The sequence below is a fragment of the Gemmata algarum genome (assembly GCF_034097035.1).
Taxonomy (GTDB): Bacteria; Planctomycetota; Planctomycetia; order Gemmatales; family Gemmataceae; genus Gemmata; species Gemmata algarum.
In genome coordinates this window covers 22,550-45,347 of record NZ_JAXBLV010000213.1, presented here as the reverse complement: position 1 = coordinate 45,347, position 22,798 = coordinate 22,550, and the positions used below count along the sequence as shown (strand labels likewise).

At 69.7% G+C, this 22,798-nt stretch carries 16 protein-coding genes; 11 read left to right on the top strand and 5 right to left on the bottom strand.

Annotation, left to right across the window (positions count from 1 at the left end; translation table 11 throughout):
* Window positions 1-254: 254 nt before the first annotated feature.
* A complete protein-coding gene (locus tag R5W23_RS25475; RefSeq protein WP_261188997.1) occupies window positions 255-527 on the top strand; it encodes a hypothetical protein in 273 nt (90 codons plus the stop codon).
* A 227-nt stretch (window positions 528-754) separates the two neighbouring features.
* On the opposite strand, the gene R5W23_RS25470 is transcribed toward R5W23_RS25475, so the two are convergent.
* A complete protein-coding gene (locus R5W23_RS25470; protein ID WP_261188998.1) occupies window positions 755-2,047 on the bottom strand; it encodes a beta-ketoacyl-[acyl-carrier-protein] synthase family protein in 1,293 nt (430 codons plus the stop codon).
* Window positions 2,048-2,476: 429 nt separating this feature from the next.
* Between R5W23_RS25470 and R5W23_RS25465 the strand changes: the two genes are divergently transcribed.
* The 8 genes from R5W23_RS25465 to R5W23_RS25430 all read left to right on the top strand — a co-directional run bounded on the left by R5W23_RS25465 (window position 2,477) and on the right by R5W23_RS25430 (window position 11,082).
* On the top strand, window positions 2,477-4,663 hold the full coding sequence (locus R5W23_RS25465; RefSeq protein ID WP_320688786.1) for an NfeD family protein: 2,187 nt from the start codon (window positions 2,477-2,479) through the stop codon (window positions 4,661-4,663).
* Between the two features lie 123 nt (window positions 4,664-4,786).
* On the top strand, window positions 4,787-5,422 hold the full coding sequence (locus R5W23_RS25460; RefSeq protein ID WP_320688785.1) for an NfeD family protein: 636 nt from the start codon (window positions 4,787-4,789) through the stop codon (window positions 5,420-5,422).
* An 81-nt stretch (window positions 5,423-5,503) separates the two neighbouring features.
* Entirely contained in the window at window positions 5,504-6,622 is a 1,119-nt protein-coding gene (gene floA / locus R5W23_RS25455; protein ID WP_314733584.1) for a flotillin-like protein FloA, read from the top strand.
* Between the two features lie 124 nt (window positions 6,623-6,746).
* Window positions 6,747-7,466: a hypothetical protein gene (locus tag R5W23_RS25450; protein WP_320688784.1), complete on the top strand. Its 720-nt coding sequence runs from the start codon at window positions 6,747-6,749 to the stop codon at window positions 7,464-7,466.
* Between the two features lie 8 nt (window positions 7,467-7,474).
* Window positions 7,475-8,158, top strand: coding sequence for a hypothetical protein (locus tag R5W23_RS25445; RefSeq protein ID WP_320688783.1), 684 nt, complete (start codon window positions 7,475-7,477; stop codon window positions 8,156-8,158).
* Window positions 8,159-8,245: 87 nt separating this feature from the next.
* On the top strand, window positions 8,246-8,878 hold the full coding sequence (locus R5W23_RS25440) for a Uma2 family endonuclease (RefSeq protein WP_320688782.1): 633 nt from the start codon (window positions 8,246-8,248) through the stop codon (window positions 8,876-8,878).
* Window positions 8,879-9,026: 148 nt separating this feature from the next.
* Window positions 9,027-10,115: a glycosyltransferase family 2 protein gene (locus R5W23_RS25435; RefSeq protein WP_320688781.1), complete on the top strand. Its 1,089-nt coding sequence runs from the start codon at window positions 9,027-9,029 to the stop codon at window positions 10,113-10,115.
* Between the two features lie 64 nt (window positions 10,116-10,179).
* A complete protein-coding gene (locus R5W23_RS25430) occupies window positions 10,180-11,082 on the top strand; it encodes a glycosyltransferase family 2 protein (protein ID WP_320688780.1) in 903 nt (300 codons plus the stop codon).
* A gap of 13 nt (window positions 11,083-11,095) precedes the next feature.
* On the opposite strand, the gene R5W23_RS25425 is transcribed toward R5W23_RS25430, so the two are convergent.
* The gene (locus R5W23_RS25425; protein ID WP_320688779.1) at window positions 11,096-13,993 is read right to left on the bottom strand and encodes a hybrid sensor histidine kinase/response regulator; all 2,898 of its coding nucleotides are present in this window, start codon (window positions 13,991-13,993) and stop codon (window positions 11,096-11,098) included.
* A 318-nt stretch (window positions 13,994-14,311) separates the two neighbouring features.
* Here R5W23_RS25425 and R5W23_RS25420 point away from each other — a divergent pair, with 318 nt between their 5' ends.
* A complete protein-coding gene (locus tag R5W23_RS25420) occupies window positions 14,312-16,204 on the top strand; it encodes a UbiD family decarboxylase (RefSeq protein ID WP_320688778.1) in 1,893 nt (630 codons plus the stop codon).
* A 19-nt stretch (window positions 16,205-16,223) separates the two neighbouring features.
* On the opposite strand, the gene R5W23_RS25415 is transcribed toward R5W23_RS25420, so the two are convergent.
* Both R5W23_RS25415 and R5W23_RS25410 read right to left on the bottom strand, forming a co-directional pair.
* Window positions 16,224-17,702: a serine/threonine-protein kinase gene (locus R5W23_RS25415; RefSeq protein WP_320688777.1), complete on the bottom strand. Its 1,479-nt coding sequence runs from the start codon at window positions 17,700-17,702 to the stop codon at window positions 16,224-16,226.
* A gap of 124 nt (window positions 17,703-17,826) precedes the next feature.
* Complete coding sequence (locus R5W23_RS25410) at window positions 17,827-18,972, bottom strand: serine/threonine-protein kinase (RefSeq protein WP_320688776.1); 1,146 nt, start codon at window positions 18,970-18,972, stop codon at window positions 17,827-17,829.
* Window positions 18,973-19,177: 205 nt separating this feature from the next.
* On the opposite strand from R5W23_RS25410, the gene R5W23_RS25405 reads away from it, so the two are divergent.
* Window positions 19,178-20,638, top strand: a complete 1,461-nt coding sequence (locus R5W23_RS25405) for a DMP19 family protein (RefSeq protein WP_320688775.1) — start codon at window positions 19,178-19,180, stop codon at window positions 20,636-20,638.
* A 14-nt stretch (window positions 20,639-20,652) separates the two neighbouring features.
* On the opposite strand, the gene R5W23_RS25400 is transcribed toward R5W23_RS25405, so the two are convergent.
* Window positions 20,653-22,755: a bifunctional serine/threonine-protein kinase/formylglycine-generating enzyme family protein gene (locus R5W23_RS25400; protein WP_320688773.1), complete on the bottom strand. Its 2,103-nt coding sequence runs from the start codon at window positions 22,753-22,755 to the stop codon at window positions 20,653-20,655.
* Window positions 22,756-22,798 lie beyond the last annotated feature (43 nt).

Here is a 22,798-nt window from a genome sequence, read left to right as displayed (position 1 = left end):
ACGCCAAGCAACGAGCCGTCGATTGGCAATTCACCGTCGCTAAAGCTCGGGTCAAGCTGAAACGGCTCTACCCGAAAATTTAGCTTGGGCAAAGCACTAGTACAGCTCCAGGAGCAAGAACCCGTAGGCCAAAAGGGGCGGCAGTATCCACTGGTGCCCTTGCTGGGGCTGGCGGACCGCCGTGCCTACGGCGTGGAGCACATCGCGTTAGACGGCAAGACGGTGCGCGAGAGCCGGGACGGGGAGGTGCCGGGGTGCACCTGCTGGCCGCGTACGCCCCGCAGGCGCCGGCGGTGATCGCCCAGATGACGGTCGTGTCCACCACCAACGAGCACAAGGCGGCCCTGCGGTTGCTCGGCGTGTTGCCCCTGGCCGGGGCGGTGGTCACCGCCGACGCCATGCTCACGCACGCCGACGTGTGCCAGGGGATCGTGGAAGGGCATGGGGATTATGTGCGGCGCGGCTACTCGGGCAGTAGCGGTAGCACTGGGGGATCGAGAACGGGCTGCACTACACCCGCGATGTGACGTTCGGTGAGGACCGATGTCGGGTGGGGCGCGGGAACGCACCGCGGGTGCTCGCCAGCCTGCGGAACGTGGCTCTATACCTGTTGCGGAATACCAACCACCCGAGCGTTCCGGCCGCCATCCGCAAAATGGCCGCGTTCCCCGACCGCGCACTCAACCTGTTGGAGAACCCACCTTCAATCTCTGCGTAGCCCTGCTTAGAGGCAGCAGCTTCTTAGCAGAATCGCTCACACCGCGGCCATCACCAGCGCGCCGTTCTGGCCGCCGAACCCGAAGCTGGTGGAGAGCCCGTACCGCACCCGCGCCTCGCGCGCCGTGTTCGGGATGTAGTCCAGGTCGCACCCCGGGTCCGGGTTCTTCAGGTTGATCGTCGGCGGGTACACCTGCGTCTTCAGGCTCATCGCGAGCGCCGCCGCTTCGATGGCGCCGCTCGCGCCGATCGAGTGCCCGATCATCGACTTGATCGACGACAGCTGCACCTCACGCGCGTGGTCCCCGAACACCCGCTTCACGGCCGCCGTTTCCATCAGGTCGTTCAGCTTCGTGCTGGTGCCGTGCGCGTTGATGTACCCGACATCGCGGAAGTCGACTTCCGCTTCCGTCAGCGCGGCCTGGATCGCGCGCGCGCCCCCGCGCCCTTCCGGGTCGGGCTTCGTAACGGAGTATGCGTCGAAGGTGCTGCCCCACCCCTTCACCTCGGCGTAGATCGTGGCGTTGCGGGCCTTCGCCCGCTCGTAGTCTTCGAGCACGAGAACCGCGGCGCCCTCGCTAATCACGAACCCGTCGCGGAGCCGGTCGAACGGCCGCGACCGCTCCTCCGGGGCGCGGCCGTTCGACTTGCTCAGCGTCCCGAGCGAGGTGTACGCCAGCAGCATCAGCGGGTCGATGCGGCTGTCGGCGCCGCCGCACAGCATCACGTCCGCGTCGCCGCGGGCGATCAGCCGGAACCCCTCCCCCACGGCCTGGGTGCCCGCGACGCACGCGGTCACGACCGTGTTGTTCGGCCCCTGGCAGTTGAACGCCATCGAAATGTGCGCCGCCGCCATGTTCGGCAGGTACTTCAGCAGCCACAGCGGGAACAGCGGCGAGTCCGGCCGGTTCGGGTCCGGGAGCTTGGTCGCGTCGAACTCGCCGTCCTCCTGACAGGCCCGCGCCAGCAGCGGCGCGAGCTCGCCCAGGTCCATCGGCACCAGCCCGGTGCCCATCACCACCCCGAGCCGCTCCGGATTGATGGTCGTGAGATCGAGTCCGCTGTCCGCAACGGCCAGACCCGCCGCGCCGATCCCGAACCGCGCCGCCCGTCCCATTACCTTGACGGATTTGCGGAATTTGTCGGGGATGAACGGCTCGGGATCGAAGTCCAATACCTCACCGGCCACCCCGATCGGGTGGTTGGAGGCGTCGAACGAGCGGATCGGCCCGATGCCGCTGTGCCCGTCCACGCAAGCTTGCCAAAACGCGTCTTTACCGACCCCGTTCGGAGCCACGACGCCCAAGCCCGAAATTACCACCCTGCGCATGACGCCACCCCAATCGGCCGCTCCCGCCCCCGTCCGTGAGGAGAAACGACACGTCACGCCACCCCGGGTCAGCTCCGAACACGCACCGCCGATCCCGTCCGCACACCCTAACAGCCCATCTTCGCCATCTTCCATAAACCTAATACCACTGTTCTGTTCCCGCAATCCCCGCGCAGACGCGGAATCAAACTATTCATCTCAGACTGCGCATATTAACTCGCTAAACTCGGCACAATCGGTCCGGCGCGGCGGAGGAACAGGTTCTCTGGGTGAATCAGGTAATGTCGGCGTGCGTTTGTGCGAAGGGCGCGCCGCGGCCCCGCGGTTGCGCGGAATGGCGCCGGAACGTTCTTTGGCGTGCTGCCGTAGGGGCGTTATAATCTGCCTGGGTGGCGCGCCTTTTACGCGCACCAGAAGGAACGACGAACGATGCGCGCATCTCTGCACCGCTGCACGGGGCTCCGGGTCCTCGCCCTCGTCGGGCTGCTGCTGACCGCCCCCGCGGCGGTCGCGCAAGAGGCGGTTCGCGATGCGATGTTCGTGACGGTCCCGACCCCGATCACCAGCGACACGGTCGCCCGCATTGAGAACCAAGTGGCGGCACGGGTGAACGAGAAGAACGAGGAGCGACGGATCTCGACGCTGGTGCTCGACTTCAATCCCGACGGGAAGGCCGCACTCACCCCCAACTTTGGCCCGTGTGCCGACCTGGCCAAATTCCTCAGCACCCCGCGGCTGGCCGGCGTGCGGACCGTGGCGTTCGTCCGCGGAACCGTTAGCGGGCACACCGTACTCCCGGTCATCACTTGCAAAGAGGTGCTGATGGCGAAGGGCGCGGCCATCGGACCGGTGGCCTTAGAAGGGGTGCCGCCGCTCGACGCGTCCGAACAGATCGCGTACAAGACCCGGTTCAACCGCGACGACCGCTGGCCGGTGGTGCAGAAGATGTTCGACCCGAAGGTGTCGCTGGTACGCGGCAAGGACGCGAAGACCGGCGCCACCCGCTACGCCGACCGCAACGACGAAGCGTCACTCAAACAGGTGGTCGGAGTCGAGCAAATAACGAAGGTTCAGGACGGCCAACTGGCGACCTACCCGACCGACGCCGCGAAATCGGTCGGGCTGGCCGACGGCACCGCGGAGTCGCGCGCGGAGGTCGCCGAGCTGTACAACCTGCCGCCCGCGGTCATCAACGGCGACCCGCTCGGCGGGCGCGTCCCTGATCCGTACCAGTGGACCCTGATGGGCGATGTGGACGGCGCGATGCGGGAGTCGGTCAACCGCGTCGTCCGCGATGTCCGCAAGAAGAAGGGCAACTTCCTGGTGCTGGTGCTGCGGTGCGGCGGCACCGACCTTGATGTCGCCCGCGCGCTGGCCGAGGACCTAGCCGCGGCCCAGACCGGTGAGGACCCGCTCCAGATCGTCGCGTTCGTCCCCGAGGCGGCCCCGGACGCGGCGGCGGTGGTCGCACTCGGGTGCTCCGAGATCGTGATGACCAAGCCGACGGACGCCGAGACGCAGGAAGCCGAGTTCGGCAACTTCGAGCAGTACCTTCGGACCGTAAAACCCTCGACCAGGGCCGCTCAGGCGCAGAGCCTGATGGCCCTGGCCACCCAGCGCGGCTACTCGCCGGTACTGATCCAGGGGCTCCTCGACCGCGAGATCGAGATCGTACGAGCCAAGGGCAAAGGGAACGACCGCAACAAGACCCGCCTGTTCACCCGGGAGCAGTTTGAGACCGAGAAGAAGGCCGGTGCGTGGGACGAGGACAAAGTCGTCAAACCGCGAGCCGTGCCGCTGAAGCTGACCGCAACGCTCGCGGCCGAGCTGGGCGTGGCCCGGTTCCTGGTGCCGACCACCAGCGTAAAAGATGTGTGCGCGCTGTACGGCGTCGGGGAGGCGAAGAGCCCGGACCCGGGCATTCTGGACCGGCTGGCCGAGTTCCTGCGCACCCCGGCGGTGACCATCATCCTGGTGATGATCGGCTTTATCGGGCTCATCCTGGAACTGAAGGTGCCGGGCCTCACGGTCCCCGGAATCGTCGCCGCGCTGTGCTTCATCCTGGTGTTCTGGTCGCAGTCCCGGTTCAGCGGGGAAATGTTCGTCCTGGCGCTGCTGCTGTTCCTGCTCGGGCTCGTGCTGGTCGGGCTGGAGATCTTCGTGCTACCGGGGTTCGGTGTGTGCGGGATCAGCGGCATACTCTTCATGCTCGCCGGCCTGGGCCTCGTCACCATCGACCGGGTGCCGCAGAACAGCGCCGAGTGGGTGAACCTGGGCGTGCGGATCTCGACCTACCTGTTCGCGATGATGGGCGCGATGGTGGCGGCGCTGCTGATCGGCCGGTTCCTGCCGCAGGTGCCGTACGCCAACCGGATGATGCTGAGCCCGCCGAGCGACGCGGCCGACGCCACCGAAGTGCAACTGCCCGGGGCCAGCGAGGCCGCCGAACTGATGGGCGCGATCGGCACCACGAGCACCGCCCTGCGCCCGGCCGGCGTGGTCCGGTTCGGGGAGAAGTTCGTGGACGTGGTGTCCGACGGCGGGTTCGTCCCCGGCGGCGCCCGCGTCCAGGTGATCGCCGTGGAGGGCACCCGGATCGTGGTCAAGGAAGTCTGAGAATTCGGGGCGCGGAACGCGGAACGCGGAATACAACCCAGAACGGGAGTGGTTCCGCGTTGCCTTCGCGTTCCGCGGCCGTTACGGTTCCGCGTCCCGCACCCCCGAAGCGCACTCGAAGTCATGGATTATCTGACCATCGCACTCGTCCTGATGGCCCTCGGCGCGGCCCTGCTGCTCGCCGAGATCCTGGTCCCCACCGGCGGCGTCTTGGTGGTCGGGGCGCTGGTTTTCTTCGCGCTCGCGGTCGGCGCCATCCTGTACTATGGCACCACGATTGAAGCGGTCGTGGCGCTCGGGGGCCTGTCGGTCGGGCTGCCGGCCGCGGGGTTCGTGGCGGTCGCGGCGTGGCGCCGGATGTCGCTCGACAACACCCTAGATGGCGCGCACGCGGAAGCCGCAGCGGCAGCCGAACCCGTGCTGAAAGGCAGGACCGGCAAAACCGTTTCCCCCATGCGCCCCTCGGGCTCGGTCGAGTTCGACGGCAAGCGCGTGGACGCCATGACCGAAGGCATGATGCTCGACGCGGGCGTGTGGGTGCGGTGCGTGGACGTAAAGGGCGGCAAGGTCGTCGTCCGCGCCCTGGAGTCGGTGCCGGACGTGTCGGACCTGGAAGGGGCGGCCGAAGCGCCGGCGAAACCGGCACGGCCGGCGGGCGAACAACCGCGGGCGGAAGTGCCCCGGAACGAGGCGCCGAAGCGCCCGCGCGACGACTTCGACGACTTCGACGACTTCGACCTCGGCCTCGATAAGATTTGAACCGCGGCGCGCCCGCGACCGTACACAGGCCCAGGTGGGCCGGTCCGGGACCGGCCCGACAAACCGAAAGGACCAGCACCCGTGACGCTCTTGACGACGCTCGCGACCGCCCTCCCCCTGCTCGCCCAAGCGGGCCTGAAAGAGGTTGGCAAGGACGGGTCCGGCGCGAACAACATCAGCACCGCCAGCATCATCATCATCGTGGTGGCGCTGGTCGCGGCCCTCATCTTCGTGGTGTTCCTGTTCCTGTTCTTTAGCTTCATCCGGCTCTGGATCCAGGCGCTGCTCACCAAGGCCGACATCAGCATCGGGAGCCTCGTCGGGATGAAGCTGCGGAACGTCGACTACGCGATGATCGTGCGCCAGAAGATCGCGCTGGTGCAGGCCGGCGTGCGGGTCACCACCGGCGAGCTCGAGTCGCACTTCCTGGCCCGCGGCAACGTACCCAAGACCGCCACGGCGGTGATCGCGGCGCACAAGGCGGTCCTCGACCTGCCGTGGCGCACGGCCGCGGCCATCGACCTCGCCGGCCGCGACGTGCTAGAGGCGGTCCGCACGAGCGTGAACCCGAAGGTGATCGATTGCCCGGACCCGGCGAAGGGCAAGCAGTTCCTCGACGCGGTGTGCCGCAACGGCATCCAGTTGCTCGCGAAGGCCCGCGTGACGGTGCGCACGAAGCTCGAGCGGCTGGTCGGCGGGGCGACGGAAGAGACCATTATCGCCCGCGTCGGCGAGGGCATCGTGAAGGCGATCGGCTCGGCCCACGACCACAAGGAAGTGCTGGCCAACCCCGGCATGATCTCCCAGACCGTGCTGCACAACGCGCTCGACGCCCAGACCGCGTTCGAGATCGTCTCGATCGACATCGCGCACATCGAAGTCGGCGAGAACATCGGCGCCAAGCTCCAGGCCGACCAGGCCGCCGCCGACCTCCGGGTCGCGCAGGCCGAGGCCGAGAAGCGCCGCGCGGCGGCGGTCGCGCGCGAGCAGGAGATGCGCGCGCTGGTCGAGGAGAACCGCGCGAAGGTGGTGGAAGCGGAAGCGCAGGTGCCGCAGGCCATCGCGGACGCGTTTCAAAAGGGGAACCTGGGGGTGATGGACTTCTACAACATGAAGAACGTCCAGTCCGACACGCTGATGCGGAACAACATCGCCACCATGACCGGCGGCGCCGAGGGGCAGAGCGGCTCGGGCCGGTAGCCGGTCGATTGAGGGCAGAAGCCGGCCGCGATCGGAACAGGGGGCTCCCTCCGGCCCCTCCGCCGTCTGCCCTCTCCGACTTCTGTCCGCGGTTTCATCCGACTTCCGCCCTCCGGGGTTCGCTATGGGCGCCTTGTGGATCATCATCACGCTAGTTATCATCTCGACCGTCGTGGGCGCGGTGGCGAAGTTCCTGAACAACTTGCAGGAAACCGCCAACCAGCGCCGGCTGGAGCGGGAGCGGTACGAACGGGCCGAGCGCGACCGGCGCCGACGGGCCGAGCGCGACGACGAGCGGGCCGAGCGGCCCACCGCCCGCCCGGTGCGCGCGACCCAGACCACCGAAACCAGCAGCAGCACCTCGGTGAAGCCGGCCGCGTCGGACATGGACCGGTTCCTGGCGGAGATCGATCGGCTGCGCCGCAAGGCCGCGATGAGCCCCGACCCGGCCCCGCCCGCCCCCGGTTCGTCCCCGCCGGTTACCCCGGTGGTCCAGCCGATCAAACCGGCGGCCGAGAAGCCGCGCCCGCGCGTCGTCGCAGAACTGGCCGACCCGACGGCGGCGGGCGGCGGGTTCAGTATTACCCCACAAGCTCCGACACGTGCCGCCCCGGTGGCGGCGCAGATCGAGGAGTTGCCGGTCGCACAGGTGCTGAAGACGAGTTCGTCCACCGGCGCCCCCGCGACGAAGGTGACACGGCTCGCGCGGCGCCCGCGGCCCGTTGCGAAAACCAACTTCGGCAAGAACCTGACCGCGCTGCTCGGGAGCGGCCAGGGGGTGGCGATGGCGGTGGTGCTCCAGGAGATCCTTGGCCCGCCGAAGGCGAAGGCACGCGGCCGGTGAGGTGGACCATGTACGCTGGCAGCCCGCCGCTCGAACCCTGGGAAACCGACGATTGGCAGTGGTTTCATGAACACCGCCAAGTAATCACCGAGGCCGATTGGCTTTCTTGTCCGAACCCGGGCTCACTCGTCGATTACGCCAATCAGCAGGGCACCGCAACTCAACGCAAATTCTTTCTTGCGGGTGCAGCGTGCGTTCGACGCCTTTGGCACCTTCTTGAGGTTCCTGAATCGCGGGTTGCGGTTCAAGCCGCCGAGGATTACGCAGAGGGGCATATCACGGCCGACCAACTTTATAAAGCGAGCGCAGCGGCGCAAGTGTACGACCGCTGGCCGGCATCTGATCCACGTTTCTGGGCAGCACTTGTAGCGTCCAGGCTGCGGCACGATATCCGCCAGAACCACGGCGATGCCGAAGAGACGCTGTCCGCTTTAAGCGACGCCCCAAAGGTATTCGGAGAAGACGAAGCCAAGGTGCATGCGGAAAAGCGAGCCATTGCTCACCTTTATCGTTGCGTCCTCGGCAACCCCTTCCGTGCAGCCATTTTCATTCCCGGGTGGCGCACCAACACATCTATTGCCCTCGCCCACCAGATGTATGAATCGCGCGATTTCAGTGCGATGCCCATCCTGGCGGACGCGCTTCGGGATGCCGGTTGCACCTCCGACGACATCCTCAACCACTGTCGCTAACCGGGCGAACACGTCCGCGGGTGCTGGGTGATCGACCTCGTTCTCGGGAAAGCATGACGCTACGCTGGGTGCAACGGAGGTGAACCCATGTCAGCCATTTCAACCCCAATGCCTTCCGCGCCTGCCGACACGACCACACCGCCACCCACCGGCCCGAAACCCTGGCGCTGGACCGTCGAGCAGTATTACGAACTCGGTGCGAAAGGGTTTTTCGCCGGAAAGCGCGTGGAGTTGGTGCGCGGAGAGATCGTCGAGATGAGCCCGATCAGTGTGGCCCACGCGAACGCGGTCGGGTTGGTCACGGACGCCCTCACAGTGATCTTCGCCATCGGTTACCACCTCAACGTGCAGCAACCGTTCTCGGTTCCAGGTTCGGCGCCGGGATCGGAACCGCAACCTGATGTTACGGTCGTTGCCGGCCCCCGCCGCAGCGCCACCGCTCATCCAATACAAGCGGCCCTGCTCGTGGAGGTCGCAGACTCGACACTTTTTTTCGACACCACGACAAAGGCCGAACTGTATGCCACCGCCGCGGTACCCGAATACTGGGTGCTTGACCTGTCGAACCGGCGGTTGCTCGTGTTCCGCGACCCGCAGCCCCTTCCGGCCGGGTTGAGTGCCACGGCTTACCAAACGCACCTCGCTCTCGGTCCGAGTGACACCGTTTCGCCGCTGGCGGCACCGAGCGCATCGGTTGCGGTCGCCGACCTGCTGCCGTAAGAGCGCCCGCCGATATCGTCCGACGCGGCGCCAGAACCAGTGCCCCCGGAAAATCCGTCCGAAGGTTCCGCTTGCATCGGGTTTCGTTCTGTGCGTATCATCTCGCGACCGCGGGCGGACCCGCGGCCGGCACTGGGAAGGAACCCGCATGGCCCTGGCTATCCCGCCAGACGGCACCCCGCCGCACGCGCCCGCCGCCGCAATCAGCCGCGGGCACGAACTCGCACTCGCCCCCCGGCGTGCCTCCGCGCCGGCGGCGCGACTGGCGGTCGTCGTCGTCAACTTCTGCCAGTGGCGCAACACGGCACGACTGGTCCAACAGCTCCGCCGCTCCGCGGCGGTCAAGACCGGGGTCGCAACGATCCAGGTCGTGGACAACGGGTCGCCGTCCCACCCGCTCGCCAACCGGCTCGCCCGGATGCGCGGCGTCACGGTCCGCAAGGTCAACGCCAACCTCGGGTTCGCCGCGGCCGTCAACCGCGGGTGCAAGCTGACCACCGGCCCGTGGGTGCTGCTGCTCAACCCCGACACCACCGTCGCCGACGGGTTCCTCGACGACGTGCTCGCTCTGGCGGCCCGCAACGACCTGCCGGCGGACGTGGGCGTGATCGGGTTCCGGCTGCTGAACCGGGACGGCACCCCTCAGCCCTCGGCCGGGTCGTTTCCGTCGTTCGGCCGAACGGTTGCGGGGCTGTTCCTGGCGCGCGCCCGGCGCAAGTGCGACCTCAACCCGGGGAGCGATAAGCGGGCGGTCGAGTGGGCCACCGGGGGGTGCTTCCTGGTGCGGCGCGAGTGCCTCGAGCAGCTCAGCGGGTTGGACGAGTCGTTCTTCCTCTACTACGAGGATGTCGATTTTTGCCGCCGCGCCGCGGACCGCGGGTGGCGGGTGTGGTTCGACCCGGCGCTCGAGGTGACGCACCACTGGCCGCTGCACGCGCGGCGGGTGCCGCCGCCGCTGAGGCTGGTCACGCGGCACGCGCTCCTGACCTACGCCCGCCGGCACTGGGCCGCGTGGCAGGCGAACGTGCTCTCCGGCGCGGTGTGGCTCGAGGCCGGGGCGCGTGAGCTGGCAGCGGCGGTACGGGGCGAACCCGAGGCCGCCCGGTGCTTCGGCCAGCTCCGTCGCCTCGTCGGCGACATCGCCGCCGGCCGGACGCGCGAGGCGGCGGCACGCATCCGGTACGCGGCGGCGTTCCTGCACCCGATCGCGGCCGAACAGGACGGGCGCACCCGTTAGTTCCGGGTTCCGAGGTGCAGAGCCCGGGCTTCCGTCTTCGCACTTGGAACGGGGAACCCGGAACTTGGAACTCTCGATCGTCATCCCCTCGCACTCACGCCCCGACCTCCTCACGCTGTGCCTCGCCAGCGTGCGCGACTGCGCCCCCCCCGGAACGGAAGTGATCGTGGTGGACGACGGCTCCCGCGACGCGGCGGTGTCGCACGCGGCGGGGGCGTTCGCGGGGGTGAAGGTGGTGCGCCGGCCGCGGGCGGGCGGGTTCTGTGTCGCGGCCAACGCGGGCATCGCGGCGGCGAGCGGAACGGTTATCGAGTTACTCAACGACGACGCGGAAGTGACCACCGGCTGGGCAGACGCCGCGTTGCGGTGGTTCGCGGACCCGCGGCTCAGCGCGGTGGCGCCGCTGGTGCTGCAAAACGACCCCGCGCGGCGCGGGCGGGGGCTCCCGCCGTTGATCGACACGGCCGGCGACGAGTACGACATGGGCGGGTTCGCGCGGAAGCGCGGGCACGGGACGACGTGGGACGCGAGCGGCGAGCGGCCGACCGGCTCGCCCCAGGCGCCTCACCCGGTCTGGGGCGCCAGCGCGTGCGCGGCGTTTTACCGCGCGGACGCGCTGCGGGCCGCGGGCGGGTTCCCGGAAGACTTCGGGGCGTACTTCGAGGACGTGGACCTGTCGTTCCGGCTCCGCCGCGGCGGTGGCGAAATCGTGTTCGAGCCGGGATCGGTCGTGTGGCACCGCGTCTCGGGCAGTTACGGCCGCCGGCCGTCGCGCCGCACGCTGGAGCGCCAGTCCTGTAACGAAGAGCGGGTGTTCTGGCGCAACGTGCGCGGCCGCGAGCTGGCGCGGCACCTGCCGCGGCACGCCGCCGTGCTCGCGGGCAAGGCGCTGCGGCGCTGGCAGGAGGGCGCGCTGCTCCCGTGGTTCTTGGGGCGGGTGCGGGCGGCGGTAACGGCGGTCTCGTAGGGCGCGCCGCCCGTCACCCCACCGGTTGTGGCGTGATGGTCAGCGCGGCCCGCACCGCGGTCACCAGCTCCTGCGGCCGGTACGGCTTGCTCAGCAGCCCCTGCGACCCGTCCAGCTCGCTCAGGTCGTCGGCCGCGTACCCGGTCGAGAACAGCACCCGCACGCTCGGGTCGATGCGGATCATGTGCCGCGACGCCTCGCTGCCCGACATCCGCGGCATCGTCACGTCCAGGATCACCAGCGCGATGTCCTGCCACTCCCGGGCGAACACCTCGACCGCCTCCTGCCCGTCCTCGGCCAGCAGGACGTGGTACCCGGCCCGCGTGAGCACCGCGAACCCGAGGTCGCGGATCATCTGCTCGTCGTCCACCAACAGGATCGTGGTCGGGGTGTGGTTGTGCGGGGCCGGGAACGGCACCGGCAGCGGGGTCGGGGCCTGCGACCGCGACGGCGTCGCGGTCAGCTCCGACACCGGCAGGTTCAGCTCCATCCGGGTGCCGGCCCCGGGCGCCGAGTGCACCTCGATCCACCCGTGGTGCTGCTTCACGATCCCGTGAACCATCGCCAGCCCCAGGCCGGTGCCTTTGCCGATGCCTTTGGTGGTGAAGAACGGCTCGAACAGCCGCGCCTTCACCTCGTCGGACATCCCGCACCCGGCGTCCGCCACCGTGAACCGCACGTACCGGCCGGGCGGCACGTCGTCCCACCCGGCCGGCACCGGGTCGTCGGCCCGCAGGTCCACCGGCTGGGCGGTGAACACCACCACCCCGCCGTCGGGCATCGCGTCGCGGGCGTTCAGCCCGAGGTTCATGATCGCCTGCACCAGCAGCGTCGGATCCGCGTGGACCGGCGGGCAGTCGGGCCGCACGTCCACCGTCAGCCCGACCCGCGGCCCCACCGTACACCGCATCAGCCCGACCACCTCGTTGAGCGCCTCCAGCGGCTCGACCGGCGCGAACACGAGCTGGTTGCGGCGCGCGTACCCGAGCAGCTTGCGGGTCAGGTCGGCGGCCCGGGTCGCGGCCTGCTCGGCCGCGCACACCAGGTCCCCGTTCGGGTCGCCGGGGTCGAGCCGCACCAGCGACAGGTTGCCCAGCACCGCGGTGAGCAGGTTGTTGAAGTCGTGCGCCACCCCGCCGGCCATCTGCCCGATGGCCTCCATCTTGTGCGCCTGCCGCAGCTGGTCCTCGAGCAGCCGCCGCTCGGTCACGTTGACCGACACCCCCAGGCCGTACTCGTAGGCCCCCCGGGCGTCGCGGATGGCCGCGAACGACAGCTCGGCCCACACCACCTGGCCGTCGGGCCGCAGGTACCGCAGGGCGTACGCGAACCGGTCGCGGGCGCCGGCCCGCACCTCGTCCATCAGCGCCTGCTGCGCGGCCAGGTCCTCGGGGTGCGTGACGCTCGCCGGGGTGAGCTGGAGCACCTCCTCGACCGAGCGCCCGAGCATCGCGGCGAACGCCGGGTTGCACGACACGAACAGCCCGGCCGCGTTGGTCAGCGACACCCCGGCCGAGGTGCTCTCGAAGATGCCGCGGAACATCCCCTCGCTGCGGCGCAGCTCCTCCTCGGCCTTGCGCCGCTCGGTCACGTCGTTGACCAGCGCCAGCTTCACCCCGCGGCCCTCCAGGCTGAGGGCGAACGACGACACCTCCACGTCCAGGAGGTCGCCGCGGCGGGTGCGGTGCCGGCGCAGCGCCGGCGGGCCGTCGGGGCGGCTGCTGTCGCCGGGGGCCAGCGGCGGCTCCGCGTCCAGCACCCGGATGTCGGACACGGTGAGCGTCAGGAACTCGTCCCGCGTGTACCCGTACTTGCGCAGCGCCGCCTCGTTGATGGCCAGGATGCGGAGCGTCTGCGTGTCGTACACGAACACCGGGTGCGGGACCGCGCGGAACAGCTGCCGGTACCGCTCCTCGCTCTTGCGCAGCGCGTCCTCGGCGGCCTTCAGCGCGGAGATGTCCAGGGCCACGGTCACCACCCCGCGGGCGCCGGCCGGCTCGCTGTCGATCCCGTCGGGCATCCACAGCGGGGCCTTGCTGGCCAGCCACGGGCGCGCGTCCCCGTTCGGGGACGGGTACCGGGTCTCGAACTGGGTCGGGCGGCAGGTGGCCATCACCTCGCGGTCCCGCTCGGCGGTCTTCGCGCCGTGCGCCGGGCCGACCAGCTCGGCCGCCGTGCGCCCGACCGCGGCCTCCGGGGTGACCCCGAGCAGCTCGGCCTGGAACTGGTTCATCACGAGGTACCGGCCGTCGCGGTCCTTGGCGCTGATCGGCCCCGGGAACGCGTCGATGATGGCGCGGAGCAGCTGCCCGGTCTGGCGCGCGCGGCGCTCGGCCGACTTGCGGCGGTCGATGTCCCGCTGGATCAGCACCCAGTGCGACAGCGTGCCGTCCGGGTCCGGGACCGGCACCGCGCTGAGGTCCACCCAGAACGGGGTGCCGTCCTTCCGGTAGTTGCGCAGCTCCACCCGCAGGGACGCGCCGGCGTCCATCGCCGCCCCGAGCCGGGCCAGCGTCTCGGGGTCGGTGCTGGCCCCGCGGAGCATGTACAGCGACCGCCCGATGACGTCGGCGCGCGAGTACCCGGTGAGCCGGCAGAAGGCGTCGTTCACGTACATCACGGACCGGCCGGGGCGCACCGGGCCGGGCACCGCCTCGACGATGGCGACCGCGTCGTGCGCGTGGATCACGGCCGACTCGAGCAGCCGGAGCCGCACGTCGGACTCCGGGAGCGAGTCCTCCGTGGCGGCGCGCGGCGCCGGGCGCGCCGGGGCGGTGGGGCGGGCGCGCCACCCGACGACCGCCGCCCCCAGAACCAGCACGGCCACCAGCGGCGCCGCCGCCGGCGCCGGGGCGGCGACGGTGACCGCGGCCGCGGCCCCGGCCCCGGCGACCGCGAGGGCGGCCGACATCCACGGGAACGGTGGTTTCTGAGGTGCGTGTGTCACAAGCGATCCAACGAGGACCGGCGGCACGGGCCGCCGGGGCGGGGCCACCGTTCGGGGGCTCCCAAGCTACCATAAACCCGATCCCGGACGGTTCCAAACGCACCGCCGAGAATGCCGCCCGCCGGTTTGACGCCGGGGCTCGAAGTTTCGGGAGCGGTGCGAACCGATTCGCGGCAGCCCCGAATATCCGCGCGGCGCGCGAACCGGTCGCGGTTGTCCCGCGCGGCCCCGACACGGTTTCTTCAAAAACCGGCCTGAACCCGAACACGGCTGAACTCACTCATGGGCCACCGCAACCTCGCCGCCGCCGTCGCCGACCTCGAACGCGCGGGCCGGCTCGTTCGCATCGAGCCGGAAGTCGATCCGCACCTCGAAGCGGCCGAGGTGCACCGGCGCGCGTACCAAGCCGGCGGCCCGGCCCTGCTGTTCGCCCGGGTGAAGGGCAGCCCGTTCCCGATGGTGTCGAACGTGTTCGGCACACTGGACCGGGCGAAGTTTCTATTCCGCGACGCGCTGGAAGACGTGCGCAAACTCGTGGAGCTGAAAACCGACCCGGCGGCCATCCGCAAGCGCCCTTGGCGGTACTGGAACCTCCCGGTCCTCGGGTGGCGGCTGCGCCCCAAGTTCATGCACAGCGGACCTATTTTAAGGCACACGACACGTCTTTCGCAACTCCCTCAACTGAAGTGCTGGCCGCTCGACGGCGGGCCGTTCGTGACGCTCCCGCAGGTGTACACCGAGCACCCGGACGCGCCCGGGTGGATGAAATCGAACCTGGGGATGTACCGGGTGCAGTTCGGCGGGAACGAGTACGTCCCGGACCGCGAAGCGGGGCTGCACTACCAGATCCACCGCGGGATCGGGGTCCACCACGCGGCGGCGGTGCGGCGCGGGGAGCGGCTGCGGGTGAACGTGATCGTGGGCGGGCCGCCGGCGCTGGCGGTGGCGGCGGTGATGCCGCTCCCCGAGGGCCTGCCGGAACTCGCGTTCGCCGCCGCGCTCGGCGGCAGACGGCTGGAGCTGGTGCGCGGCAAACCGGCCCCCGCCGCAGGGGAAAAACCGGGGGCGGTCGGCCTGCCGATGCCCGCGGAAGCGGATTTCGTCCTCTCGGGCTGGATCGACCCGACGCGCACGAAGCCGGAGGGGCCGTTCGGCGATCACCTCGGCTACTACAGTCTCACCCACGACTTCCCGGTGATGACGGTGGAAACGGTGTACCACCGCCCCGGCGCCATCTGGCCGTTCACGGTGGTCGGCCGCCCGCCCCAGGAGGACACGACGTTCGGCGAGCTGATCCACGAGCTGACCGGCCCGGTGATCCCGACGGTGGTGCCGGGTCTGCACGCGGTCCACGCCGTAGACGCCGCCGGGGTTCACCCCCTGCTCCTGGCGATCGGGTCGGAGCGCTACGTTCCGTACGCCGAAACCCGACGGCCGCAGGAGCTACTCATGCTCGCGAACGCGGTTCTGGGCCAGGGACAGCTCTCGCTGGCGAAGTACCTGTTCATCGTGGCAAAAGAGGACGCCCCCGGCCTCGACATCCACGACATCCGCGCGTTCCTGCGGCACCTGTTGGAGCGGTTCGACCCGGAAAGCGACCTGCACTTTCAAACCCGCACCACGGTGGACACGCTCGACTACTCGCCGGGGCTGGGGCTCAACGCGGGGTCAAAGCTCGTGCTGGCCGCCGCGGGTCCTAAGCGGCGCGAGCTGGCAACCGCGACACCGCCGGGGCTGACGCTGCCGGACGGTTTCGCCGACCCGCGTGTCGTGCTGCCGGGGGTGCTCGCGCTGAAAGGGCCGCCGGTTCGGAAATCGGGTTCGCGGTTCCAGATCGACGACGCGGACGTGACGTGGCTCTGTTCGCAGCTCGCGCAACAGGAACCGCAACTCGCCGGCTTCCCGCTGGTCGTGGTTGTTGACGACAGCGAGTTCGTGGCGCGCACGCTGAACAACTTCCTGTGGGCGGTGTTCACACGGTCGGACCCGGCGAACGACGTGTACGGGGTGGGGTCGTTCACTCACCGAAAGCACTGGGGCTGCCGCGGGCCGGTGGTGATCGACGCGCGTTTGAAGCCGCACATGCCGCCGCCGCTCGAAGTGCCGCCGGAGGTGACGCGGAAAGTGGACGCACTGTTCGCGAAGGGCGGGCCGCTGGCGGGTGTTGAAAAGTGATCGAGTGCGACGGTGCGGCTCAGCGAACGATCTTGCACGCCGGCAGCGCCTGCTGAAGGGCGGCGACCGCCGCATCGGTTACGCCGCCGGAGCCGGTCAGTTCCAGGACGCGCAGAGACGCGAGGCCGCGCAGGTGAGTCAGCCCGCGGTCGGTGAGCCGCGGGCACGCCCGCAGGTACAGGTGTCGCACGCCCCGGAAGCCCTTGAGCAGCGCCACGCCCGCGTCGGTAACGCCCTCACAGTACGAGAGGTTCAGGTAAACCAGTGCGTCGAGCCCGGCGAGCCGGCCCAAGGCGCGGACGTCCTCCTCGGTGGCGGCGGAGTTGATCGAGAACCGGTACAACTCGCCCGGCACCACCCGCACCTCGCCCGGCGTCGCCGCGACGAGCCGCCACTCGGCGCCCCGGGTGGTCGTGCGCGAGTACCACCGCCCGCGCGCCCCGATGTCCAGCGTTTGCGTGACGAGCGCGGCGGACGCGGAAACCGACGACCCGAGGGCGTCCATCGTCTCGGTCGGCTCGTCGCGCGAGTCCTCCGCGGCCTTCAGAACCGATGTCTGCGGCACGGTCTTCTTGCTGAGCAGCGCGCCGAGTGCCCGCTCCCACGCGCCGGCGTCGCGGGGCCGGCGGGCCGGGTCCAGGGCCACACTTCGAGCCGTCAGAGCCGCCAATTCGGACGGAACCTTCAGCGCGCGGAGCGCGTCCAGCACGTCCGGGCCGGGCAGCACGTTCAGGTCGCCGAACATCATCTGGTACGCCAGCACGCCGATCGCGTACACGTCGTCGCGCGGGTCCGGCGGGCTGCCCAGGAACTGTTCCTGCGGCGCGTACCGCGCGCTGCCGACCGATCGGAGCATGGTCGGCACGCGGACGTTGAGGCCCGAGCCGGACAGCTCCGCGGACTTGTCGGCGCGCCCGGCCTCGACCGCCATCCCGCCGATGCCGAAGTCCGTGATCCGCGGCACGGTCCCGGCCATCAGCACGTTCTGGGGTTTCAGGTCCCGGTGAACCAGCGGCGGCCGCAGGTGGTGAAATTGCGCGAGCGCGCTGGTGACCGCGTGCAGCACCCGGACCGCGCGCCCGAGCCGCCGCGGGGGCGGCAGCGCCGCCCACTGCGCGACCGCCTCAGCCAGCGTCCCGCCCTCGACGTACTCGTACATCAGCCACGGGATGTCGCCGCTCAGGTTGCACTCCAACAGCGGCACGATGTTCGGGTGGTCGCCCCCGTACTTCATGACGCGCGCGACCACCGCCCGTTCGTGGTGGACCAGTTGGTGCTTCGCAACAGGGTCGGTGCAGAACTTGACCGCAGCGGCCCCCTTGCGCTCGTGCCGGGCGAGCCACACCTCGCCGAACCCGCCGCCGCCGAGCCGGCGCTCCAGGGTCCACATTTCGAGGTTCGGGAGCTGATCGCCGGGCGCGAACTTCGGGGGCGGGGTCTGGCGCGAGATGTCGCCCCGCGACTGTGCTTGCGTGTGTTCGTGGTCGCTGTCGCCCATGACGGTTCCCGGAAGATGGTGGTTAGGATACCGCCGCAGGACAAGAATTGGAACGGCGTCTGGGAGCCTGTGTGGGCGCGCCCCACTGAACCCCTCTCCCCAGAAAGAAACGTCGGAACGCGCGTCACCCGCGCCCGACCGTAGCAAGGTACAGGAGCGCGCTCGCCAGCAGGAGCATCATCAGGAGCAGCCCCAACAGGGGTTGCGCCCACCACCACCCGCCCGTGAAGTGGTGGGCGCGCAGAGCGGTAGTGAGCGCCGACTCGTCCGCCGCGACCAGTTCCCGCTCCGGGGCCGGCGGCACGACCGGCACCGTACCGAGTTCGGACACGCTCAGCGGAACCGCTTCGGAGGGCCTCTGTGCCCGTTGCATCAGTTCCGCCAGAGCGGCCTCCCACTCGCCCGCGTCCTTCGGGCGCCGGTCCGGGTTCGTCGCCACGCTGCTCGCGATCAGGGTGACCAGTTCACCCGGCACGCGCAACTGACGCAGTTCGTCCTTGACATCGGGGCCGGGGGCAACGGTTACGTCACAGACAAGGGCCTGATACGCAATCACCCCGAGCGCGTGAACGTCGTCGCGCGGGTCCGGAGGGCTACCGAGCCGCTGCTCAACCGGGGCGTAATTGGCGCTACCCGCGGCCTGAAGCCCGGTCGGAACGCGGGCGGCGAGCGCGGTGCCGGCCGCTTCCACGTCCCGGGGCACGGCGACCCCGCCGATGCCGAAGTCAATGATCCGCGGCACCTTCCCGCCGGCCATCAGCACGTTGTGCGGCTTCAAATCACGATGAATCAACGGGGGCTGCAGCCGGTGGAACACCGCGAGGGCGCTTGCGAGGGCGTAGAGCGTGCGCACGGCCCGCCCCATGCGCTTCGTGAGCGGCAGGGAGCGCCACTGGGCAAGGGCGCTCGCGAGGGTGCCGCCCTCGACGTACTCGTACATCAGCCACGGCACGTCGCCGTCCAGGTTGCACTCCAGCAGCGGAACGATGTTCGGGTGCGCGCCGGCGTAGCGCATCACGCGGAGCACCACGTTCTTTTCGTGGGTGACGAGCCGGAGGCGCGCGCCGGGGTCGGTGCAGAACTTGACCGCCCGGGGCGGCTCCTTCGCGCTCCAGGCGTGCCGGGCCAGCCACACCTCGCCGAACCCACCGGCCCCGAGCCGGCGCTCCAGCACCCAACTGCTCAACCCGGGAACCGGTGCTCCGGCCGTGAGGGGAGCAGCGGCACCGTTCGAAGTTTGCTGGGGAACGCCTTCGGCACGCTCGCTCATGAAAGCTCGATCTCGGGGCGGGACCGCGACTCGATGTGAACGGGGAACGCCTGAATTGTATCCCCTGACCCGACCGTTCGGGAGCGCGACTTTCGCTCCCCGGGACCGCGCGCATCCACCCGTCGGGCGGCACGACAGCCCGTATATTCCTCTGGGGCACACGCGCGCCCGCACTTCTGACCTCGGCACAAGGAAGGGCCGACCGTTGCTTCAATCCGTCCTCGTCGCGGCCACACTGGCAACCGTCTGGGCCGTCTGGACCGTCTGGAAACGGGTCCGCCCCAAAGCACGCGCCATGAAGCAGTACGCCCGCTCGCTCGTCGCGGACCCGGACGTTCACCGGGAACTCGACGAAGAGTACGAACGGCGTTACGCGCACCGGATGGCGGCCCGGAGCGCCGCCGAAGCCGCACCGTTGCTCACTCCGGCGGAACTGCCCGCCGCGATCGCCGAGCTGCTGGACACGGACCCGATCCGTCACGATGCGGCCGAGATTCGCATCAAAAAGGTACTGGCGGCGGCAGAGCCGCACTTGCTCGCGGCCATCGACGACCCGCGAGCTACCTGGGACCAGGACGAGAGCCAGGGAGTCCCGACCGCCCCGGCCCAGCGGGTGGTCGGATTGCTCGCAAAACTCCCCTCGCGGGCACTGGGCGACCGCATCGGGCACCTGGTCGGTCGCCCCGAATGGTCCGTCTCCGATCCCGCGATCAAGGCACGCACCGCACTGGGCCGCACTGACCAACTCCCTTTTGTGCTGGAGCAACTCGCCAAGCAGTCCCAACCGGCACAAGAGGGGGTCGAACTGGCCATCGAGCAGGGCTGGGCGGAACCGGAGTTCCTCGACGGGATAAGGGTATGGGCCGAGCGAACCGCCCTCGATCCCGCGCTGCCGTTCTCGTACTGGGCGGTCGGGTTCTACGCCCGACACGGCGGGGCGGCCGCTCTCGAAGCCCTTAGCAGCCCGCAGGTACTGTCGGTTGCGAACAACCGAACCGTTCACGCGGCGCTCAAGCAACTGAACGAACACGGCGTAAGGCTCGACGCGAAAGTGGTGCGCCCGCTGCTCGATGCCGCACTCACCCACACGGGCATCTGGCCCTGGAACTGCACGTTCGGCCCGGCGTTGCGAGCGCTGGCGGCCACGGAGCCGGAAGCCGCCCTCCGCATGGCCGAAGAGTACCTTAATCGCCCCGACGATCCCCACCACAGCGACGCAGCCCGATTCATCCAAGAAACGGCCGGGCTGCCAGAGCCTTACGACATCAAGCCGCCGGCCGGGATGGAACTGACCGAGGACGAGCGGACGGTGCTGGGCCATCTGACCGATTGCATAAATCTCTACGGTGAGATCTGCAACGGCGGGCTCAGCCAGTACTTCTTCAACTTCGCCGGGGGCGATTGGCGCCGGCACGTCGCGGCACTGCGAGCGATCGGGTTCGAGACGGGGGCGGCTGCCCTCGAAGAAGCGGCACGGGTGGTCCACCCGGACGGCGCGAGTACCGACCGCGGCACACGCATCGCTCAATACGCCGCCCTCTCGGAGCGCCAGGAAAAGCGCCTGGACGAATTGAGCCCACTGTTCTGGTCGCGCGCCCCGCGGCTCCGGTTCATGTTGCGTCACCGGGAACTCTTCGCCCGGCTCCGCGCGGCCCGGGAGCGCTAGCGGTCTGTGCCGCGTTACTCGGGTATCCAGCACACACGAACCCCGATGTCCGGGCGCCGGGCCTCGGGCGAGTGCCAGTTGCGGTTCGCGGACCGGGCGTCGTGCGGCTGGTTGAACCACGAGCCGCCGCGCACCACCCGCGCGATCGTCCCGTCGTACTTGTTCTCGCACCACTCCCACACGTTCCCGTGCATGTCGCACAGGCCCCACGGGTGCGGGTGCTGGCCCGCGTAGCTGCCGACCACAGCCGGACGGTCCAGGTTCGGCCCCTTGGACGCGGTGCCGAAGGGCGCGGTGCCGTCCACGTTCGCCTGCGTGCCGTTCAGCTCGCGACCGAAGTGAAACGGCTGCGAACCGGAATCGGTGCCGCGACACGCGTACTCCCACATGTCCTCGGTCGGGAGGGCGAACCGGCCCCGGGCGCCCGCCCGCGCGGCGATCCCGTTGAGCCGCGCAACGAACTCCTGGCACTCGTTCCACGTCACCCCTTCGACCGGGAACCGAATCGTATCGGCGCTCGAGCCGAGTTTGTCCGCGTGGCTCCCGCCGGGCCGGAAGTGGCTCGGGTGTGCGAACGGCGTGTCGGCCATCACCGCCCCCCATTCCGCCTGCGTCACCTCGTACCGCCCCAGCCAGAATCCCGGGGTGCGGAACCGGCCCCGCGTGTCTTCGGCCTCAGCACTGATGCGCAGCGGGCTCTGGCTGAACTGCTTGAGAACGGCCTCGCGCTCGGACGCGGGGGAACCGAGCTGGCGTTCGCCGGGTGGCACCCAGCAGAACGTCATTTCCGCCCCACCCGGCAGCGGCACCGCGCGCACCTCGCCGGGGTACGTGCCCGCGGTACCGCGGAACCGCCCGGGGCCGCCCGAAACGACGTACACAACGCCCGCCACCAGCACCCCGAACACCAAGAGCGCCGCGACCGCCACCCAGGCGTTCGTCACCTGACGGACACGGCCGCGGCCCGAAGAAACGGTCGGCCCCACGCGCCAGTTCGCTTTGATTCGGGGCGTATCGGTCCGTTTCGACGGTACGGACGGTTCCGGCAGCGGTGCGGGCGATTCCGGCAGAGAAGACGCCTGAAACGCTTCCGTGCGCGCGGCCAACGTGGCGGTTGACGGGGGCACGTCAACCGTTTCGGGGGCCGGCGGATCGTCCTGTTCAATGTCGGGGTGTGTTTTGCACAGCAGGCCCCCGAGCGCATCTTCCCACTCCGTCGCGCTGTGCGGGCGGCTTTCGGGGTTGATCGACGCGCTGCGCAAAACCAGCTCGACGAGCACTTCGGGCGCGTGCAGCTTTCGGAGTTCGTAGGCCGCGTCCGTACCCGGCGCCGTGTTGATGTCGGCCGTCACGAGCTGGTACGCGATGATCCCGAGCGCGTACACGTCGTCGCGCGGGTGGGGCTCGCTGCCGAGCAACTGTTCCTGCGGAGCGTAGATGCGCGTCCCCGCCGCCCGCAGTTCCGACGGCAGGCGCGCCGCCCCGGCCGTGGAGGAGCCGAAATCGGTCTCGCTCGACGGGTGCAGCGCGATGCCGCCGATGCCGAAATCGGTGATCCGCGGCACCTTACCACCGGCCATCAGCACGTTGTGCGGCTTCATGTCGCGGTGGACCAGCGGCGGGTCGAACCGGTGGCACGCGCCCAGCGCGGCCGCCAGCTCGTAGAGCGTCTGAACCGCGAGGTCGATGCGCCGGCGGGGCGACATCCGGCGCCACTTCGCGAGCGTGCCCGCGAGGGTACCGCCCGGCACGAACTCGTACATCAGCCACGGCACGTCGCCGTCGAGATTGCACTCCAGCAGGGGCACGATGTTCGGGTGCTTACCGGCGTACTTCATCACCCGGCGCACGACGTTTTGCTCGTGCGTCACGAGTTGGTGCCGCGCGCCGGGGTCGGTGCAGAACTTGACCGCCCGCGGTGGCTGTTCGGCGTCCCAGGCGTGCCGGGCCAGCCACACCTCACCGAACCCGCCGCCGCCGAGTTTCTGCTCCAACACCCAACTGTTGAGCCCCGGAACCGCGCTGCCGCTGGCGAACACCGGGGGCGCACCGGGCGGTGATCGGTGCGCATCGGCGGGGGTGCGCGCGCGGGTGGTGTTTTCGAACGTGCTGCTCATGGGCCGCTCGGGTGAGGGCGTAACCACACAAGCATCATCTAGA

Coding starts and splice junctions, on each gene's coding strand:
- R5W23_RS25410 (WP_320688776.1), bottom strand. CDS start 18,972: ATGAGCGAGCGTGCCGAAGGCGTTCCCCAGCAAACTTCGAACGGTGCC.
- R5W23_RS25400 (WP_320688773.1), bottom strand. CDS start 22,755: ATGAGCAGCACGTTCGAAAACACCACCCGCGCGCGCACCCCCGCCGAT.
- R5W23_RS25450 (WP_320688784.1), top strand. CDS start 6,747: ATGGGCGCCTTGTGGATCATCATCACGCTAGTTATCATCTCGACCGTC.
- R5W23_RS25425 (WP_320688779.1), bottom strand. CDS start 13,993: ATGTCGGCCGCCCTCGCGGTCGCCGGGGCCGGGGCCGCGGCCGCGGTC.
- R5W23_RS25465 (WP_320688786.1), top strand. CDS start 2,477: ATGCGCGCATCTCTGCACCGCTGCACGGGGCTCCGGGTCCTCGCCCTC.
- R5W23_RS25460 (WP_320688785.1), top strand. CDS start 4,787: ATGGATTATCTGACCATCGCACTCGTCCTGATGGCCCTCGGCGCGGCC.
- R5W23_RS25420 (WP_320688778.1), top strand. CDS start 14,312: ATGGGCCACCGCAACCTCGCCGCCGCCGTCGCCGACCTCGAACGCGCG.
- R5W23_RS25435 (WP_320688781.1), top strand. CDS start 9,027: ATGGCCCTGGCTATCCCGCCAGACGGCACCCCGCCGCACGCGCCCGCC.
- R5W23_RS25445 (WP_320688783.1), top strand. CDS start 7,475: ATGTACGCTGGCAGCCCGCCGCTCGAACCCTGGGAAACCGACGATTGG.
- R5W23_RS25440 (WP_320688782.1), top strand. CDS start 8,246: ATGTCAGCCATTTCAACCCCAATGCCTTCCGCGCCTGCCGACACGACC.
- R5W23_RS25470 (WP_261188998.1), bottom strand. CDS start 2,047: ATGCGCAGGGTGGTAATTTCGGGCTTGGGCGTCGTGGCTCCGAACGGG.
- R5W23_RS25415 (WP_320688777.1), bottom strand. CDS start 17,702: ATGGGCGACAGCGACCACGAACACACGCAAGCACAGTCGCGGGGCGAC.